A 15,977-nucleotide genomic window follows, 5' to 3' on the forward strand; every position below is an offset into this window, starting at 1 on the left:
CGGGGATGAGCGGAATAGAGGAGCGATCAGTCCTCGCCGATCATGGCCAGCCACGGATCGGCCGTGCCGGCCTCGACCTCGGCCACCTTGACCGCCGGCCAGCCGATCGACTGCGTGCCCGCGTCGCGCCAGGCCAGGGTGATCAGGTCGCGTAGTTCGGCCGCGCCCGCCGCCAGACGCGCCGTGGCAAACCCGGCGCCCGGCGCCAGAACCGCGCCTTCCGCATCCGCCGCGAAGGCGCCGGCCTTCTCCAGCCGGTAGAAGGGAATGACCTGGGTCAGGGTCGCATTCAGATAGGTCGCGGTGCGCGCCCGCAGGTCGAAGCCCTCGAGGTTCGGCGTCGGCATGACCGCCTCGACCGCGTCGAGCCGCATGTTGCGACGGATGAACCCGCCCTCGAACGCGCCGTGGGTGCTGCGCGCATTGGTGAATCCCTCCGGGTTCGGATAGTCGCCCCAGCCATTGTAGTGGATCGACATATGGTGCGGCTGGGAGCCGTCGCCGACGTAGTGGGACAGATAGCCGATGTCGCGCAGGATCAGGGCCTCGCGACGCAGCCGGTCCTCGCGGTACCAGGCGCGCTTGCCGGGATCGAGCTCGCGGGCCTCGGCGGCGTTCAGGACGCGCCAGGTGGCGAAGTCGCGGGCCAGCTGCTGATAGCCGTCCATGATGGCGTAGGGCAAGTAGCCGGCGTCGTTGACCTCGATGCCCGAGGCGGCCAGCAGGGCGTCGTATTCGCTCTTCAGCTGGGGCAGTTCCGACAGGGTCGGGCCCGAGGCGTTCATGACATGGCCGTTGTCGTCCAGGTCGACGAAGTGGGCCGTGTCGCGCTCGCGGTCGTGCGGCTGGCCGGCGCCCTTGGTGCGGTCGGGCTCGCGCGACAGTTCGCCGACCTCGGCCACGGCGCCCGGATTGCGCAGGAAGGCCGGCAGCTCGTCGGACAGGCCGCGCATGGCGGCGACGCCGATGGTGCGGTGGCCGGTCGCGCCCCAGGCGTCGACCCGGGTGGCGGTGAAGACGCCGCCGGCTCCGACGATCAGGGCGGCGACGCCGACGATGACCAGATGCTTGAGGGAAGGACGCTTCATGGCGGGGCTCCGGCTGGGATGCCCCGCCGTTAAATCCACGCCGCGACGGCGTCCAGCGGCTTCTTGTCCAGCGCGGCCAGCGGCACGGTCGCATCGGCGGCCGGGTGACCCGCCACCAGCAGCAGGAAGGGCTTCTCGCCCTCCGGCCGCCCGCAGATTTCGGACAGGAAACTCATTGGCGCGGGCGTGTGCGTCAGGGTCGCGAGGCCGGCGTGATGCAGGGCCGCGATCAGGAAGCCGGTGGCGATGCCGACGCTCTCCGGGACGTAGTAGTTCTTCTTGGCGTCACCCGGGCGAGGCCCGCCGCGCTTCTGGCCGAACACGGCGATCAGGACCGGCGCGACCTCCAGAAAGCCCTTGTCCGGATCGGTGCCGAGCGGCGCCAGGGCGTCCAGCCATTCCTGGGGCGCCTTCGTCTCATAGAAGTCGCGCTCCTCCGCCTCCGCCGCCGAGCGGATGCGCGCCCGGGCTTCGGGGCTTTCAATGACGGAGAAGAACCACGGCTGGTGATTGGCGCCTGACGGAGCCGAGGCGGCCGTCAGGATCGCCTTTTCCACCACCGCCCGGTCGACCGGGCGGTCCGAGAATTCCCGCACTGTCCTGCGACCTGTCATGATCCCGTGAAAACGTTCGGCCCTTCGCAGGCACTCGGCGTCGTCGATGTCGGGATAGCCGGGGAGAGGCGTCGCGAGATGATCCTTCATGCGGCAAACCCTAGAGGCTGACAGGCCGAAGCTCCACCCGGCTTGACGGCAAGGCGACCAGCCCCCTACGCCTTGCGCCTGTTCTTTTGGGGCTCGTCATGAAACGTCTCTCGTTCGCCGCCGTCTCTCTGATCGCCCTGCTCGCCGCGCCGGCGGTGGCGCAACAAACGCCGGTCATCGACCAGAACGCGGTCGCCGCCCACATCGGCTTTCTGGCCGGGGAGGAACTGCAGGGCCGGGGCAGCGCCACGCGCGACGAAGCCATCGCCGCCGCCTATGTCACCGCCCAGTTTCGCCTCGCCGGCCTGACCCCCGCTCCGGGCATGACCGGCTACGTCCAACGCGCCCCGGTGGTGAAGACCACGCCGTCGGGCGCCGCGACCGTGACTGTCGGCGGAACCACCCTGACCCAGGGCGCCGATTTCGCCATCCTGACGGGCGGGCTGAACGCAGCCTCGGGCGCCGTGACGGTCGCCGCCGACCCGGCCGCCCTGCCCACCGCCAGCGAGACCCTGATGATTGCTCCGGCCGAGGGTCCGGGAGTGCGCGCCTTGTTCGGCGCCGCCATGCGCAGCGGCGCGAAACTGATCCTGTTGCGCCGGACGGAGGCGCTCGCCGCGGCCACCGGCGACGGCGGCTCGCGCGATCCGGTCATCCGCCTCGCCGACGCCACGCCGCGCGTCGGGCCGGTCATCCTGGTCATGGCGCCCGAGGCTTATGACCGTCTCGCGTCCGCTGGCGGAACTGCCTCCTACGATCCTGGTCCGTCGGAGGTGGAGCAAGGCTTCACCTCGAACGCCATCGGCTGGCTGCAGGGAACCGATCCTTCGGCCGGCGTCCTGATGGTCTCGGCCCACCTCGACCACATCGGCGTCCGCTCGGACGGCGTCGTGATGCACGGAGCCAACGACGACGCCTCGGGCACGGTGGCGGTGATCGAACTGGCCAACGCCCTCGCCGCCTCGGGGCCGCACGAACGCAGCATCATGTTCGTCGCCTATGGGTCCGAAGAAGCCGGCCTGCTCGGCTCGCGCTATTTCGTCGACCATCCGCCGATCCCGCTGGAGGACATCGCCGCCAACCTGGAGATCGAGATGATCGGCGATCAGGATCCGCAACTGCCTGCGGGGGTGATGATGATGACCGGCTTCGAGCGCTCCAACTTCGGCGCGGCGCTAAAGGAACGCGGCGCCCTGGTGGGGCCCGACCCCTATCCGGAACAGAATTTCTTCCAGCGCTCGGACAACTACGCCCTGGCCCTGAAGGGCATCGTCGCCCACACCATCTCGGGCTGGGCCACCATCCCGACCTATCACACGGCCGAGGACACGATCGAGAACCTCGACATCCCCTTCATGACCAACGCCATCCAGTCCCTCGTCGCACCGCTCAAGGCCATGGCCGACGGCGACTTCACGCCCGAGTGGGCGGACGGTGGTCGGCCGGAGGCGAGGTAGGTCTCCCACGCCGTGCATCCCCGCGAAGGCGGGGACCCAGGCTTTTTGGCTCCGCGCACGGAAGGGTCCCGGCGGGATGATCGAACTCGCGCCCGGCATCTGATGTGCAGCTAAAACCTGGGTCCCCGCCTTCGCGGGGATGCACGGAGCTCCAATCGGCTCACTTGATCCCGAACGCTGTCTCAACACGCCCGATCCAGTCGCGGACGTTCGGATAGGCGCCCATCTCAAACCCGCCTTCGTCGGCGACGCGCGTATAGGCGACCAGGGCGAGGTCGGCGACGGTCGCCGCCTGCCCGCCCGCAAGCCAGTCCGTCCCGGCCAGAGCCGTTTCCATCCGCGCCAGCGCCGCATGCCCCCGCTCGATCAGGCGCGGCTCGACTTCGTCCGCGCGCTTGCCGGCATAGACCCGCTGGAACCGGGCCACTGCGACATAGGGTTCGTGGCTGTATTGCTCCCAGAACAGCCACTCCAGCATCTTCGCCCGCTCCCAGGCGTCGGCCGGGATCCAGGCCGTCCCCTCGACCAGATGCAGCAGGATGGCGTTGGACTGGGCCAGAGTCCGGCCGTCTGCCAGCGTCAGGGTTGGGACCTGACCGAACGGATTCCGCAGGAGAAATTCCGGCGTCCGGCTCCCGCCCGACATGATATCAACCTCGACCCATTGATAATCACGCCCGAGCGCGTCCAGCATCCACTTGACCTTCAAGCAGTTGCCGGAGCGAATATCTCCGTGAACAGTAAGCATCTCACCCCAGCAAAGGATTTCTGATCCGGCTATACTGCTATCGCGATTGCAGACGTTGCCCAACCCCCGTTCCGCTTATCTCAGGCAACGGTTGACTGATCCATGCACGCATGGGGACAGACGGTCGCAGCAGGGTAATCGACACATTCTCGCCACAGGCCCGAACGACAAGCCTGCCGCCGGTACGTTTCTGGGGACCGGTGTCACGATGAGTTCGATCTGTGTTCAACACCCTCGCGGCGTTCGCCATGCTTTGGGCTTCGGCTTTTCCAGCCGGAGATCCGGTGCCTTACGAGACGGCCGTCGCGGCCGACCCCGTGGTAGCGGTCAGCCCTGACGTCGCGGACGGTTCCAGCGAGGCTTCTGCAGATCTGACCCCCGAACAGGCCGCCTTGATGGCTGAAGATCCCGACTGGAACGCGCGCGCCAGCCTCTATCATGCAGGCGGCGGCGGAGCGACGGGCAACGATTCGCTCGGCTGCCGTCCGATCCCGATGCGCACCCTGGCCACCGACCCGCGCGTCATTCCCCGCCGCACCAAATTGTTCATCCGCGAGACCGTCGGCATGCGGATGGCCGACGGCACGATCCATGACGGCTACTGGTACGCCTCGGACACCGGCGGCGCGATCCGCGGCCAGCGCGTCGATCTCTACACCGGCAACGGTCGCGGCTCGATGCAGCCGGTGCTGCGCTTCAACCAGCAACGACTGACGATCACCAACGCCGGCCGCTTCGACGGCTGCCCCCCCGCCTGGAACACCGCTTCCAACTAACGGCTTTGCCGACGCCGTCTGTCCTGCTCTAGGTTGACGCGATGGATGGCGTGACCCTGTATTTCGGATGGCGCGTCGCGATCCTCGGCTTCGCCGCGATCCAGATGCTCGCCCTGGCCGTCGCCCTGACCCTGCCGGCGCCCAACCATCTCTCGAACCGGCTGCTCGCCGCAGTCCTGGTCGTGCTCGCAGGCTTGCTGACCCCCTATGTGATCGGTTTCGCCGGCGCCTACGATGCCTGGCGATGGCTGACCTTCGCACCCTTCGCGATCACCCTGGCCCTGCCTCCGCTGCTGTACGGCTATACCAGCGCCCTGGTGCAGGGCCGGCGCCCGGAGCGGTTTGGTTTGCACCTGACGCCCGGCGCCGTCCAACTGGTCTATTTCCTCGTCGCCTTCACCCTGCCGCTGGATGCCAAGTGGAGCTGGTACACGTCGGGCCACCGACACTGGATCGGACCGGCGTTCGACGTCCTGCTGCTGGTCTCGCTGGCGGTCTATTCGGTCGCGGCGCTGCGACTTCTGCGCGCCTACCGGGCGACGCTCGCCGATCAGCGAAGCGATGGCGACCGCTTCGCAGCACGCTGGTTGAGCCGCGTCATCGTGGCGCTGATCGTGACCTTCCTCCTGTATCTGGCCTTCACCCTCTGGGACCGGCTGTCGGGGGGCATCGACTTCTTTCAGGAGACGGGCCTCTATCTCGCCCTCGCCGGGATCGGCCTCTATCTCGGCGTGGAGGGTTGGCGTCACTCGACGCAGCGGTTCCCCGTCCTGACCGCGCCGACCAGGGACGATGCGCGTTCAAGTCCCGACTGGCCGTCGATCGGACAGGATTTCGACGCCCGACTCCGGGCAGGCGGATGGGCCAGCGAGCCGGATCTGAGCCTGCCCGGAGTCGCCCGGCGTCTGGCCACCAACACCGGTCGGGTGTCGCGGGCGATCAATCTGGGGCTGGGCCTGAACTTCGCCGCCTGGATCAACGGCGTCCGCGCCGAGGCGGTCGCAGCCGCCCTCAATGGAGGGTCCGCGGAGGACCTGCTCACCCTTGCCTTCGATGCCGGGTTCAGTTCCAAGGCCAGCTTCAACCGCGCCTTCCAGGCCCGCTTCGGCGTCGCCCCCTCGCGCTATCGTCGACGCGTCTCAGATCATGATTTTCGGCCTTCGGAACCGGAAATGAGGCGCGAACCGAACGGATCGCCATCAGGGTCCGCGGGTCGCTTTTGACAGGACCGGAGACCCGACATGCCCGTTCGCCTTCTGCTGCTCCTCCTCTCCCTCACAATCTTCCTGCCCGTCGTGGCCGAGGCCCAGCCTGCCCAGACGGCCGTCGAGCTTCGTCTGGGCCTGATCGGACGCTGGTCCGGCGCCTTGGGCTACAGGGACTACCAGAGCGATGAGCTGTTCGAGATCCCGGTCGTCACCACCATCGAAACGCCGGGCGACGGGGCGACCCTGATCCGTCGCTCGCTGTTCAACGACGGCCCGAACAATCCGGTCTGGATCACGACGATCAGTCTCGACGACGCGGAAGCGGCGACATCGACCTCGGCCAGTTTCCGCGCCGGGAAGGCGCCCGACCTGTCGACCGAGGCAGTAGAGGTCGGCGCCTTCGTCGATTCCACACACTGGACCCTGATCTATCGCCGGGTCGGCGAGGATGACGACGCACCCGCCGATATCCGGATCACCGAGACGCGCGACGGCGATGAACTCACCGAGGTGAAAGACGTCCGGCCGGTCGGCGCGTCCGACGACGCCTGGCGGTTCCGCAACCAAACCCGTCTGACGCGGATCGCGGATCAGGGCCCTGCATCGAACTGACCGCATTCCAGCCGCCACGCCTATGGTCTAGCATGGCTGCCTTGAGCTGGAGGAGGTCCGCATGCGAATCCGTCTTGTTTCCATCGTCCTGGCCGCCCTGACATTCGCGGCTCCCGTCCTGGCTTCGGCACAGGACGCCGCCGTTCCCATGCGCGACCGCACCGAGCGGATCGGCCTGTCGGGCCGACGCGGCCCGAGCCTGTTCCGCCCCGGCTTCGCCATCGGCGAATACACGGGCTGGGCCAGTCTGCGGGATTCCGAAGTGAATCTACCGTGGCAGTCGCGCGACTTCGCCACCGCCGAACTGTCGATCGCCACCCCGGCCGGAGAGGTCACGGGGAACTGCGGCGGCGGCCAGGGTCATCGCAACATCCTGGGCATCACCTTCGACCGCGAAACCCTGAGCTATGACTGCGAGTACGGCGGCGCGGCCCCGGCCGACGCGGGCATGGGGCTGGCCCTTGCGCGCGGTTCGATCCTGCGCCGCATCCAGCAGCCCCAGCGCGCGGGAAGCCTGATGTGGAACGGGGTCGAATACCGGACCGAGACGCGGCGCATCGGCGGCCTGCCGTTCGGCGGCGGCAGCGTCATGGGCTATGTCATCACCCGCGACGGGATCGAGATCGGAGGCGTCGACCTGAACGGGATGCGGCCGACCTTCTATCTGCCGCCCGCCGGTTCGCCCGACCGTGACGCGGCGGCCGTCTTCGCCATCAGCCTGTGGGCCTTCCGCGATCCGGCCAACCGCTAGGCGGCGGCCGCAGGCTCCGGCCCGAGCAGCCGGCGCAGGATCGGCCAGATGTTCGACAGGGCCGAAATGAAGCCGACGATGCTGGCGACACCCTGGAACAAGGCCCAAACGCTGCCGAACACTGCGCCTGACCGCACCAGTTCCTCCAGCGGGAACAGCAATTCGCTGACCCCGATCTGGAAGGCGGCGTAGACCTGCGAATATTCAATCGAGCGATCGGCGAAGAAGGCGATCGCGACGCCCGCCGCAACCGGCGCCCACATCAGGGGCAGGACCAGCAGCAGGGCCAGCGCTCCGACGGCCAGCTTGGTCCCCACCGTTTCGAGCGAAATCAGGCTGGCGATCAGCCCGACGCCGAGGGCCAGCACGACCGCCGCCATCATGACCGGCAGCACCAGGTCGGCGACCACGATCAGATCCTCGAACAGCATTCCGACCAGGATCGCCGCACCCGTCGCCAGGAAGGCCGCCACCCAGGCCGCGCCATACTGCCCCAGCCGTCTCTTGATATGCCCGATCATCGCGATATGTCCCGACGCCCCCGCCGCAGGATGCGCTCGCCCGGGACGCGAGTCGACTGACAGAACAGTGATCGTCAGTCAGAATTTCCGCTTGCCGCTGATCGTCTCGAAGAACATCCGCCAGTCGCCCATCAGGCTCCACAGCGGGTATTTGAAGGTGGCCGGGCGGTTCTTCTCGAAGAAGAAATGCCCGGCCCAGGCGAACCCGTAGCCGACCAGCGGCATGGCTGCGAACCACCAGGCGTTCACGAACAGCCCCAGCAACGCGGCCACGATGACCAGCGCCGATCCGACGATATGGATGCGCCGGCAGACCGGATTGGAATGCTCGTGGATGTAATACGGATAGAAGGCTGCGAACGAGGCGAAACGTTCGCCGTTGACGGGCCGGCTGGTCATGACCTCAGCTTGCACCCGACGAACGCGGGCTGACAAGCCTCAGGCGATCACGCCCGAGTACAGCAGCCCTAGACCGATGACCCCCACCGCGATCCGCCACCAGGCGAACGGAGTGAAGCCGTGCTTCGCCACGAAATCGAGCATGGTCCGGACCACGAACAGGCCGCTGATGAAGGACACCACGAAGCCGATGGCGATCAGGGTCACCGTGTCGCCGACCAGCAGCTCGCGGCTCTCCCAGAAGTCCAGGGCGAAGGCCCCGACCATGGTCGGGATGGCGAGAAAGAAAGAGAACTCCGCCGCCGCCCGCTTGTCGACGCCGAGCAACAGGCCGCCGACGATAGTGGCGCCGGAGCGGGACACGCCGGGGATGATCGATAGACACTGGAACAGGCCGACGCCCAGCGCCGTCTTCAGCGAGAAGCCCATGGCGTCGTGCTCGCGGGGCTGCGGGGCCCACCGCTCCAGTGCGATCAGGGCGAAGCCGCCGACGATCAGGCTGACGCAGACGATGGTCGGGTTGAACAGCACGGCCTTGATGAAGTCGTGAGCCAGCAGGCCGATCAGGGCCGAGGGGAAGAAGGCCAGCAGGACGGAGTAGGCGAACCGGCGCGCAGCCGGATCCTTGCCCGGCAGGCCGATCAGCACCTTCCACAACCGGGCGAAATACAGGGCGACCACGGCCAGGATGGCGCCCAGCTGGATCATGACGATGAAAGTGTCCCACGGCTCGTTGGGCAGGCCCAGCAGGCTCTTGGTCAGCAGCAGATGGCCGGTGGACGAGACCGGGATGAACTCGGTCAGCCCCTCGACCAGCCCCAGGATGATCGCCGCGATCCAGTCCGTCATAGTGTCCCCGTTCAGAATGCCGGGTCACTCGCCCTGCGGTCGGGGTCCGACATAGCGCAGGCGCACCCGGATAGGCGAGCCGTCGATGATCTGATCCAGCGCGTGGGCCATCAGACCGGTCAGCCGGCCGATCAGCAGCACGTCAGAGGCCCCGTCGCGCGGCAGGTCCAGACGCCGCGCCATGATCGCCAACGCCCCGGCGAACCCGGTCCTCTGTCCGCTCGCCGCCTCCCCCTCGCGGATCACCGCCGTCAGGTCGTTGGGCAGGTCCGCCAGCGCGAGCAAGGCTTCAACGCGCGGATCACCATGCGGAAAGGTGTCGCTGCCGAAGCCGGGGATTGAGCCCTCGTCGGCCATCCGCCTCTGGGCCGAGCCTGCGGGGTCGCGTCGCGCTTCGGCGACATAGGCGATGGCCCGGGTGAGGGTCAGGGCCGCTGGCGATCCGGCCGTCGTGGCCAGCCCTGCGAACGCCGCCCCCGCCGGGGACGCCCCGCCCGAGGCCGCCGCCCGCGTCGCCAGAACCGCCGGATCGAGATCGAGATCGGCCGCCAGCACCAGGGCGCGTCTCAGATGCACGCTGTCGCGCTCCAGCATCTTCCAGCCGCGCGCGAGGCGCTGATGGAAGAACAGACGCGGACCCGGCCCCGCCATGGCGTCGACCACCTCGTTCAGCGCCACGGCGGCCTCGATCTTCAGCACCTCAGGCGAACGGCCGGTCGAGGACGGGTCTTCCTCCGCGCGTCGGGCGAGGGCCGCGAACAGTCGCGCCCGATGCGACGATCCGCCGGCGCTGGCGACACGCACGCCCAGGCCCGCGAACGGGTTCGAATCCCCGGCGCCCCACAGCAGCCGGGCGGTTTCCTCCAGTGTCGCGTTCTGGGCCCACTGGGCCACGTCGCGGCCGCGATAGTAGAGCCGCCCGTCCGAGATCAGGCTGACCGTCGACCGGATCACGCCCTCGCCCTTCACCGCCGGCTCGAACGGCACGACCACGCCCGCCGGCTCGCCCGAGCTCGCGCCCTTCAGCCGCGCCACATCGGCGGCGGCATAGAGGCTGCGGCGAGGATCGTTGGGGTCGGGTCGGGCGGTGATCCGCCCCCGGCTGACATAGGCGTAGAGGGTCTGGGTCTTGACCCCCAGCAGCGACAGGACCTCGGCGCGGGGGATCCATTGATCCGCCGTCTCTCCATCCCGCTCGCTAACGCCTGGCGTCATCGCTGCAAGTCCCCGTCCCCTCGCGGTTAATCCGCGCGCACCTTGGGGCGCTTTGATGACCGCAAGCCTAACGGCGGTTCCTGAGGAGTCCTCCATTGGCAACCGACGGGCGATCAGCGAAAAGGGCGGCGATGACCTCCCCTGTCTCGCCGCCGCCGACACCCGCCCCCGGATCCGGTCCCTGGGGCGCCGTCGCCACCCTTTCGACGCGCCAGATCACCGGCCTGTCGGTCGGCGTCGCGGTCCTGCTGATCGCGATGAAGGCCTTCGCCCTGGGCGCGTCCGGGTCGGTGTCCATCCTGGCCTCGCTGGCTGATTCCGCGCTCGACCTGATCGCCTCCCTGACCACCTTCTTCGCCGTGCGCTGGGCCGCCGCCCCCGCCGACGCCGACCACCGTTTCGGCCACGGCAAGGGCGAGGCCATGGCCGCCCTGGTCCAGGCCGGGCTGGTCTTCGCCTCGGCCGTCTTCATCGGCTGGGAAGCGTTGCAGCGGATGTTCGACCCCCGGCCGGTCGTCGGCGGCTCCTGGGCCGTGGGCGTCGTAATCCTCTCCATCCTGCTGACCGGCCTGCTGGTCTGGCTCCAGACCCGGTCGCTGAAGGCTTCGGGCTCCATGGCCGTCTCGGCCGACCGCGCCCACTACTCGGCGGACCTGGCATCCAGCGCCGTGGTCCTGATCGGCGTGGTTTCCGGCGCCTGGCTGGCCGCGCCCGGCCTCGACGCCGCCGCCGGTCTCGTGGTCGCCGTCTGGCTGTTCTGGGGCGCGGTCGGCGTACTCAAGGGCGCGGGCGACCATTTGCTGGACCGCGAGGCGTCGGACGCCGACCGCGTCGCCCTGACCAACGCCGTCCTGTCGGACATCCGGGTCGGCGGGGTGCACCAGTTGCGGACCCGGATGTCGGGCGACCGGCTGATGGTCCAGATGCACATCGATCTGGACCGAAGCCTGTCGTTCGAGGCCTCGCACGACATCGTCGTCGCCGCCGAGGACCGGGTGAAGGCCGCCTTCCCCGGCGCCGACGTGCTGATCCACGCCGACCCGCGCGGTCCGGTCGGCCCGTCAGTCCCCGTCACAGCGTCGCCCTCAGCGTAAACGAGCCTTTAACGGCCACAGGTGCAGGACGAGCGCATGTCGGCGAACGTCCTGTTCCATTTCCCCTTCGATCCCGGCAGCCGCACCGCGCGTCTGGCCCTGGGCGAAGCGCGCATCGAATGGACCGAGGTTCTCGTCCGCCCCTGGGAGGCGGACTGCCCCCTCGGCGACCTGAACCCCTCCGGCATGCCGCCCGTGCTTCAGGTCGAGGGCCTGACCCTGTGCGAGGCGCCCGCCATCCTCGGCTGGATCGAGGATGCGCAGAAGACGCCGCTGCTGATGCCCGCCGACGCCGCCGAGCGCGCGGAGACGCATCGCCTGACCGCCTGGTTCGACCGCCGCTTCACCGACGAGGTCAACGCCGTCCTGCTGCACGAGCGGATGGAAAAGCCCCTCCTCCGCCTCGGCCCGCCCGAGGCGCGGATGCTGCGTGAGGGTCGCGAGGCGCTGAAGCACCACCTCGCCGTCTTCGACGCCCTCCTGACCCGCCGCGACTGGCTGGCGGGGCGGCGTCTGTCCCAGGCCGACATCGTCGCCGCCGCCCATCTGTCGACCCTCGACTATTTCGGCGAGGTGTCCTGGGCCCACTGGCCGGGGCTCAAGACCTGGTACATGAAGATCAAGTCACGCCCCTGCTTCCGGCCCCTGCTCGCGGACCGGTTCCAAGGGTTGGCTCCGGCGCCGCACTACGCGGATCTGGATTTCTAGCGATCCTTCCCTTCTCCCCTTGCGGGAGAAGGTGGCCGAGCGAAGCGAGGTCGGATGAGGGGTCACGCTGCCATCGAAGGTCAGTGCTCGCGCTCCTCCCTCCAGCCGTCGGCATGACCCCTCATCCGGCCCTGCGGGCCACCTTCTCCCGCAAGGGGAGAAGGGATGCCATAAGCAGTCCATGTCCGACTTCCGCGACACCCTCCGCGCCAAGGCCGCCGAACTCGGGTTCGACGTGTGCCGGTTCGCGTCGGCGTCGGACCCGTGGTCTGCCGGCGAACGCCTGGCCCATTTCGTCGAGGCCGGTCGACACGGCGAGATGGGCTGGATGGAGACCACACTCGAACGCCGCGCCCACCCGACGGCAATGTGGGACGCCGCCCGGACCGCCATAGTGCTCGGCATGAACTACGGGCCCGAACACGATCCCCTGCCCGAAATGGAAGACCGCAGCGCCGGCTACATCTCGGTCTACGCCCGCGGCGACGACTATCACGAGGTCATCAAGGGCCGGCTGAAGATCCTCGCCGGCCAGCTCGCCTCGCGCCTCAATGCCGAGGTGAAGGTCTTCGTCGACACCGCCCCCCTGATGGAAAAGCCCCTGGCCCAGCGGGCCGGCCTCGGCTGGCAGGGCAAACACACCAACCTTCTGAGCCGCGACCACGGCAACTGGCTGTTCCTCGGCGTCATCCTCTGCGCCGCCGACATCGAGCCCGACGCGGCCGAGACCGAACACTGCGGTTCCTGCACCGCCTGCCTCGATGCCTGTCCGACCAAGGCCTTCCCCGCACCGTTCCAGCTCGATGCGCGGCGCTGCCTGTCCTATCTGACCATCGAACACGCCGGGCCCTGGCCGGTGGAGTTCCGCGCCCTGACCGGGTCGCGCATCTACGGCTGCGACGACTGTCTGGCGGTCTGTCCGTGGAACAAGTTCGCCGTCGCCTCGCGCGAAACCCGGCTGGCTGCGCGCGAGATCTCGGTCAGCCCCCGCCTCGCCGACCTCGCCGCGCTCGACGACCCGACCTTCCGCATCCTGTTCTCGAAGAGCCCGATCAAGCGCATCGGCCGCGACCGGTTCGTGCGCAACGTCCTCTATGCGATCGGCAACAGCGGGGATGGGGGGCTGGTCGAAGCTGCGGAGCGGTTGCTGGACGACGGGTCGCCGCTCGTCAGGGGGGCCGCAGTGTGGGCGCTGTCGCGGCTGTTGGGGACGGAGGCGTTCGCTGAGTTGCGCGAGGCAAGGCTAGCCGGCGAAGACGACGAGGGTGTTCGTGCGGAGTGGCGTATGGCTTCTCCCTCCCCCTCGGGGGAGGGTGGTCGAAGCGAAGCGGAGACCGGGTGGGGGCGGCACGGCGAGACAACCACGGTCTGAGTCCGGATCTCCGGCCGTTCCCACCCCGTCGCTAAGCGACGCCCCTCCCCCGAGGGGGAGGGAAAAATCTGCGTCTTACCCCGTCGCCAGCCCCGTCCCGCGTCCCCCGCCCGGCACCGGGGCGACGTCCAGCAGCTTGATCCGGAACACCAGCACCGAGTTGGGTGGAATGTCAGCGCCCTGACCGCGCTCGCCATAGCCCAGCGCCGGCGGCACGTAGAGCATCCACTCGTCGCCGACCTTCATCCGCTGCAGGGCCTCGGTCCAGCCGGGCACGACCTGCTCCGCCGTCGTCACATAGGGCTGGCCGCGCGAGAAGGAGCTGTCGAACACCGACCCGTCGGTCAGGGCGCCCTCGTAGTCCACCCGCACGAGGTCGTTGCGGTCCGGCGTCGCGGCGCCCGAAGGCCCCGACTGAACCACCTTGTACTGCAGGCCGCTCGGCAGGGTTTCGATCCCGTCCGCCTTGGCGTTGGTCTCCATGAAGAAGGCCGCCGCCCGGGCATTGGCTTCCAGATCAGCGCCGGCCGCTGCATCGCGGTTGCAGCCCGCCAGGGCGAGACTGCCGATGACGGCGATGCTAACCCATCCGAAGCGCATATCCCTGGTCCTTCAAAGCCTGTCCGATCGCGTCGGAATGGGCGCTATCGCGCGTTTCGACCATGATGTCGAACTCCGCCCCCTTGGCCGGGACGTCCAGCGCCAGCCGGTTGTGGACGACGTCGATAATGTTGCCGCCGAGGCCCCCGATCACCGCCGCCATGGCCGACAGCATGCCCGGCCGGTCGTCGCCGAGGATCCGGTAAATGATAAGCCTCCGTTCACGGACCATCTCGCGGTTCAGCACCACGGCCAACATCCGCGGGTCGATATTGCCGCCGCACAGGACCAGCCCGACCTTCATCCCCTTGAACTTTTCCGGATAACGCAGCAGGGCCGCCAGACCGCCGGCGCCGGCGCCCTCGGCCACCGTCTTTTCCAGGGTCGCGAACAAAGCCACCGCCTTTTCGAAATCCTCCTCGTCGACGACCAGCACGTCCTCGACCAGCGGATCGGCGAGCGCGAACGGAATGTCGCCGACGGCCTTGATCGCGATGCCCTCGGCGATCGTCGCCCCGCCGCATTTCGGCGTCTCGCCCTTCCTCCGTGCGCTGAAGGAAGGGTACATGGCCGCCTCGATGCCGAAGATGCGGATGTCCGGTTTCATCGCCTTCGCCGCGATCGAACAGCCCGCGATCAGCCCGCCGCCGCCGATGGGAATGATCAGGGCGTCGAGGTCCGGCGCGTCCTCGAGAAACTCGATGGCGCAGACCCCCTGCCCCGCAACGATGCCCTCGTCGTCGAAGGCGGAGATGAAGACGAACCCTTCCTCGTCCCTCAGCCGATGCGCCTCCTCGGTCGAGCCGGTGAAGTCCGCGCCCTTGATGACCACGGTCGCCCCGTGGCTGCGCGTGCCGTCGATCTTGGTGAAGGGCGTCCCCTCCGGCATGACGATGGTCACGGGAATACCCAGCCGCCCGCCGTGATAGGCCAGGGCCTGGGCGTGATTGCCGGCCGAGGCCGCCACGACGCCGCGGTTGCGCTCCTCCGGCGTCAGCGACAGCAGCCGGTTCAGCGCCCCGCGCTCCTTGAAGCTGCCTGTGAAATGCAGGTTGTCGTACTTGATCCAGACCTCGGCCCCGGTCAGCTGCGACAGGCGCCGGGAATGGCGCACGGGGGTTCGATCGACCTGGCCGGCGATGCGCGCCTGTGCCGCCTGGATGTCTGCAAATACGACTGTCATGGGGTCCCTGTAGACCAGCTTGGCGGCGGGTCCGAACCGGCCCTCCGCTCTGTTATCCCCGACTTGTGGCGCCCGCCGTCAGGTCCCGCAACCTTGACCTTACACCTGCGTTAGGCGTCTTGTGACCTCGCCCTCGAGGCGATCCCGCAGGCCTCTCCGAGAGAATTCCGATGTCGATCCGCCTCGCTTCCGTCCTTGCCGTCACAGCCGTAGTGACCGCCTGTGCGCCCGTTCCGGGTCCGGCGCCGTATGCGCCGTCCGCCGCCTTCAACGCCGCCGACTTCGGCTGGTCGGTCCGCACCGGCACGGCTGACATCGACGGCCGCGTCGCCTACGGTCGCGATGGCCAGAACTTCGCCTGCACCGGCTCGGTCGCCCTGACGCCCGACACCCCCTATACCCGCGCCCGGTTCCAGACCCTGTACGGTTCGACCGATCAGGCCGCCGTCCCGGAGGCCGTGATCCGCGCCCGCACCGTGCCGGACCCCAACGCCGACTACCGCTCCTATGTCCGCTCGACGACCTGCGAGAACGGCCGCTTCCGCTTCGACGGCCTGCCCGACGGCGGCTGGTTCCTGATCACCCCGGTCAGCGCCGGCGGCGACCGCATCGTTCTGATGCGCCACGTCGTCACCCGCGCCGGCGCGACCGCAAACGTCACCCTGTAAAAGGCCTACCCCCGATCCACCGGC

Annotated in this window: 18 protein-coding genes; 9 read left to right on the forward strand and 9 right to left on the reverse strand. The window is 68.6% G+C overall.

Annotation, left to right across the window (positions count from 1 at the left end):
* Nucleotides 1–26 precede the first annotated feature (26 nt).
* Nucleotides 27–1,088, reverse strand: coding sequence for a S1/P1 Nuclease (locus ACP7AB_RS06020; protein ID WP_425988454.1), 1,062 nt, complete (start codon nucleotides 1,086–1,088; stop codon nucleotides 27–29).
* A 29-nt stretch (nucleotides 1,089–1,117) separates the two neighbouring features.
* Complete coding sequence (locus ACP7AB_RS06025) at nucleotides 1,118–1,792, reverse strand: nitroreductase family protein (RefSeq protein ID WP_425988457.1); 675 nt, start codon at nucleotides 1,790–1,792, stop codon at nucleotides 1,118–1,120.
* Nucleotides 1,793–1,890: 98 nt separating this feature from the next.
* Between ACP7AB_RS06025 and ACP7AB_RS06030 the strand changes: the two genes are divergently transcribed.
* Nucleotides 1,891–3,249, forward strand: a complete 1,359-nt coding sequence (locus tag ACP7AB_RS06030) for a M28 family metallopeptidase (protein ID WP_425988460.1) — start codon at nucleotides 1,891–1,893, stop codon at nucleotides 3,247–3,249.
* Nucleotides 3,250–3,409: 160 nt separating this feature from the next.
* Here ACP7AB_RS06030 and ACP7AB_RS06035 read toward each other — a convergent pair whose 3' ends face one another.
* Nucleotides 3,410–3,997 carry a glutathione S-transferase family protein gene (locus ACP7AB_RS06035; protein ID WP_425988463.1) on the reverse strand — a complete coding sequence of 196 codons (588 nt, stop codon included), beginning with the start codon at nucleotides 3,995–3,997 and terminating at the stop codon, nucleotides 3,410–3,412.
* Nucleotides 3,998–4,218: 221 nt separating this feature from the next.
* Between ACP7AB_RS06035 and ACP7AB_RS06040 the strand changes: the two genes are divergently transcribed.
* The 4 genes from ACP7AB_RS06040 to ACP7AB_RS06055 all read left to right on the forward strand — a co-directional run bounded on the left by ACP7AB_RS06040 (nucleotide 4,219) and on the right by ACP7AB_RS06055 (nucleotide 7,344).
* The gene (locus tag ACP7AB_RS06040; protein ID WP_425988466.1) at nucleotides 4,219–4,773 is read left to right on the forward strand and encodes a 3D domain-containing protein; all 555 of its coding nucleotides are present in this window, start codon (nucleotides 4,219–4,221) and stop codon (nucleotides 4,771–4,773) included.
* Nucleotides 4,774–4,814: 41 nt separating this feature from the next.
* Nucleotides 4,815–5,996: a helix-turn-helix domain-containing protein gene (locus ACP7AB_RS06045; protein WP_425988469.1), complete on the forward strand. Its 1,182-nt coding sequence runs from the start codon at nucleotides 4,815–4,817 to the stop codon at nucleotides 5,994–5,996.
* An 18-nt stretch (nucleotides 5,997–6,014) separates the two neighbouring features.
* The gene (locus tag ACP7AB_RS06050; RefSeq protein WP_425988472.1) at nucleotides 6,015–6,593 is read left to right on the forward strand and encodes a hypothetical protein; all 579 of its coding nucleotides are present in this window, start codon (nucleotides 6,015–6,017) and stop codon (nucleotides 6,591–6,593) included.
* Between the two features lie 61 nt (nucleotides 6,594–6,654).
* The gene (locus tag ACP7AB_RS06055) at nucleotides 6,655–7,344 is read left to right on the forward strand and encodes a hypothetical protein (RefSeq protein ID WP_425988475.1); all 690 of its coding nucleotides are present in this window, start codon (nucleotides 6,655–6,657) and stop codon (nucleotides 7,342–7,344) included.
* On the opposite strand, the gene ACP7AB_RS06060 is transcribed toward ACP7AB_RS06055, so the two are convergent.
* The 4 genes from ACP7AB_RS06060 to ACP7AB_RS06075 all read right to left on the reverse strand — a co-directional run bounded on the left by ACP7AB_RS06060 (nucleotide 7,341) and on the right by ACP7AB_RS06075 (nucleotide 10,328).
* Entirely contained in the window at nucleotides 7,341–7,865 is a 525-nt protein-coding gene (locus ACP7AB_RS06060; protein ID WP_425988478.1) for a hypothetical protein, read from the reverse strand. The two genes, ACP7AB_RS06055 and ACP7AB_RS06060, sit on opposite strands and share 4 nt — an antisense overlap.
* A 78-nt stretch (nucleotides 7,866–7,943) precedes the next feature.
* Entirely contained in the window at nucleotides 7,944–8,264 is a 321-nt protein-coding gene (locus ACP7AB_RS06065; RefSeq protein WP_425988481.1) for an Mpo1-like protein, read from the reverse strand.
* Between the two features lie 39 nt (nucleotides 8,265–8,303).
* On the reverse strand, nucleotides 8,304–9,113 hold the full coding sequence (locus ACP7AB_RS06070) for an undecaprenyl-diphosphate phosphatase (protein WP_425988484.1): 810 nt from the start codon (nucleotides 9,111–9,113) through the stop codon (nucleotides 8,304–8,306).
* A 24-nt stretch (nucleotides 9,114–9,137) separates the two neighbouring features.
* Nucleotides 9,138–10,328, reverse strand: a complete 1,191-nt coding sequence (locus tag ACP7AB_RS06075; protein ID WP_425988487.1) for a citrate/2-methylcitrate synthase — start codon at nucleotides 10,326–10,328, stop codon at nucleotides 9,138–9,140.
* 131 nt (nucleotides 10,329–10,459) lie between these two features.
* On the opposite strand from ACP7AB_RS06075, the gene ACP7AB_RS06080 reads away from it, so the two are divergent.
* From ACP7AB_RS06080 to queG, 3 genes are all read left to right on the forward strand, one after another.
* Nucleotides 10,460–11,422: a cation diffusion facilitator family transporter gene (locus ACP7AB_RS06080; protein WP_425988490.1), complete on the forward strand. Its 963-nt coding sequence runs from the start codon at nucleotides 10,460–10,462 to the stop codon at nucleotides 11,420–11,422.
* Between the two features lie 36 nt (nucleotides 11,423–11,458).
* Nucleotides 11,459–12,130, forward strand: a complete 672-nt coding sequence (locus tag ACP7AB_RS06085; RefSeq protein WP_425988493.1) for a glutathione S-transferase family protein — start codon at nucleotides 11,459–11,461, stop codon at nucleotides 12,128–12,130.
* A 181-nt stretch (nucleotides 12,131–12,311) separates the two neighbouring features.
* Nucleotides 12,312–13,502 (forward strand): tRNA epoxyqueuosine(34) reductase QueG, encoded by a 1,191-nt coding sequence (gene queG, locus ACP7AB_RS06090; protein WP_425988496.1) that lies wholly within the window; start codon nucleotides 12,312–12,314, stop codon nucleotides 13,500–13,502.
* Nucleotides 13,503–13,577: 75 nt separating this feature from the next.
* Here the strand turns inward: queG and ACP7AB_RS06095 are convergent, their stop codons facing one another.
* Both ACP7AB_RS06095 and ACP7AB_RS06100 read right to left on the reverse strand, forming a co-directional pair.
* The gene (locus ACP7AB_RS06095; RefSeq protein ID WP_425988499.1) at nucleotides 13,578–14,102 is read right to left on the reverse strand and encodes an FKBP-type peptidyl-prolyl cis-trans isomerase; all 525 of its coding nucleotides are present in this window, start codon (nucleotides 14,100–14,102) and stop codon (nucleotides 13,578–13,580) included.
* Nucleotides 14,083–15,285 carry a threonine ammonia-lyase gene (locus tag ACP7AB_RS06100; protein WP_425988502.1) on the reverse strand — a complete coding sequence of 401 codons (1,203 nt, stop codon included), beginning with the start codon at nucleotides 15,283–15,285 and terminating at the stop codon, nucleotides 14,083–14,085. The genes ACP7AB_RS06095 and ACP7AB_RS06100 overlap by 20 nt, the downstream gene beginning before the upstream one ends.
* A 170-nt stretch (nucleotides 15,286–15,455) precedes the next feature.
* Between ACP7AB_RS06100 and ACP7AB_RS06105 the strand changes: the two genes are divergently transcribed.
* Complete coding sequence (locus tag ACP7AB_RS06105) at nucleotides 15,456–15,953, forward strand: hypothetical protein (RefSeq protein WP_425988505.1); 498 nt, start codon at nucleotides 15,456–15,458, stop codon at nucleotides 15,951–15,953.
* Nucleotides 15,954–15,977 lie beyond the last annotated feature (24 nt).

It is taken from the genome of Brevundimonas sp. TWP3-1-2b1, from assembly GCF_049896165.1.
Lineage (GTDB): Bacteria > Pseudomonadota > Alphaproteobacteria > Caulobacterales > Caulobacteraceae > Brevundimonas > Brevundimonas subvibrioides_B.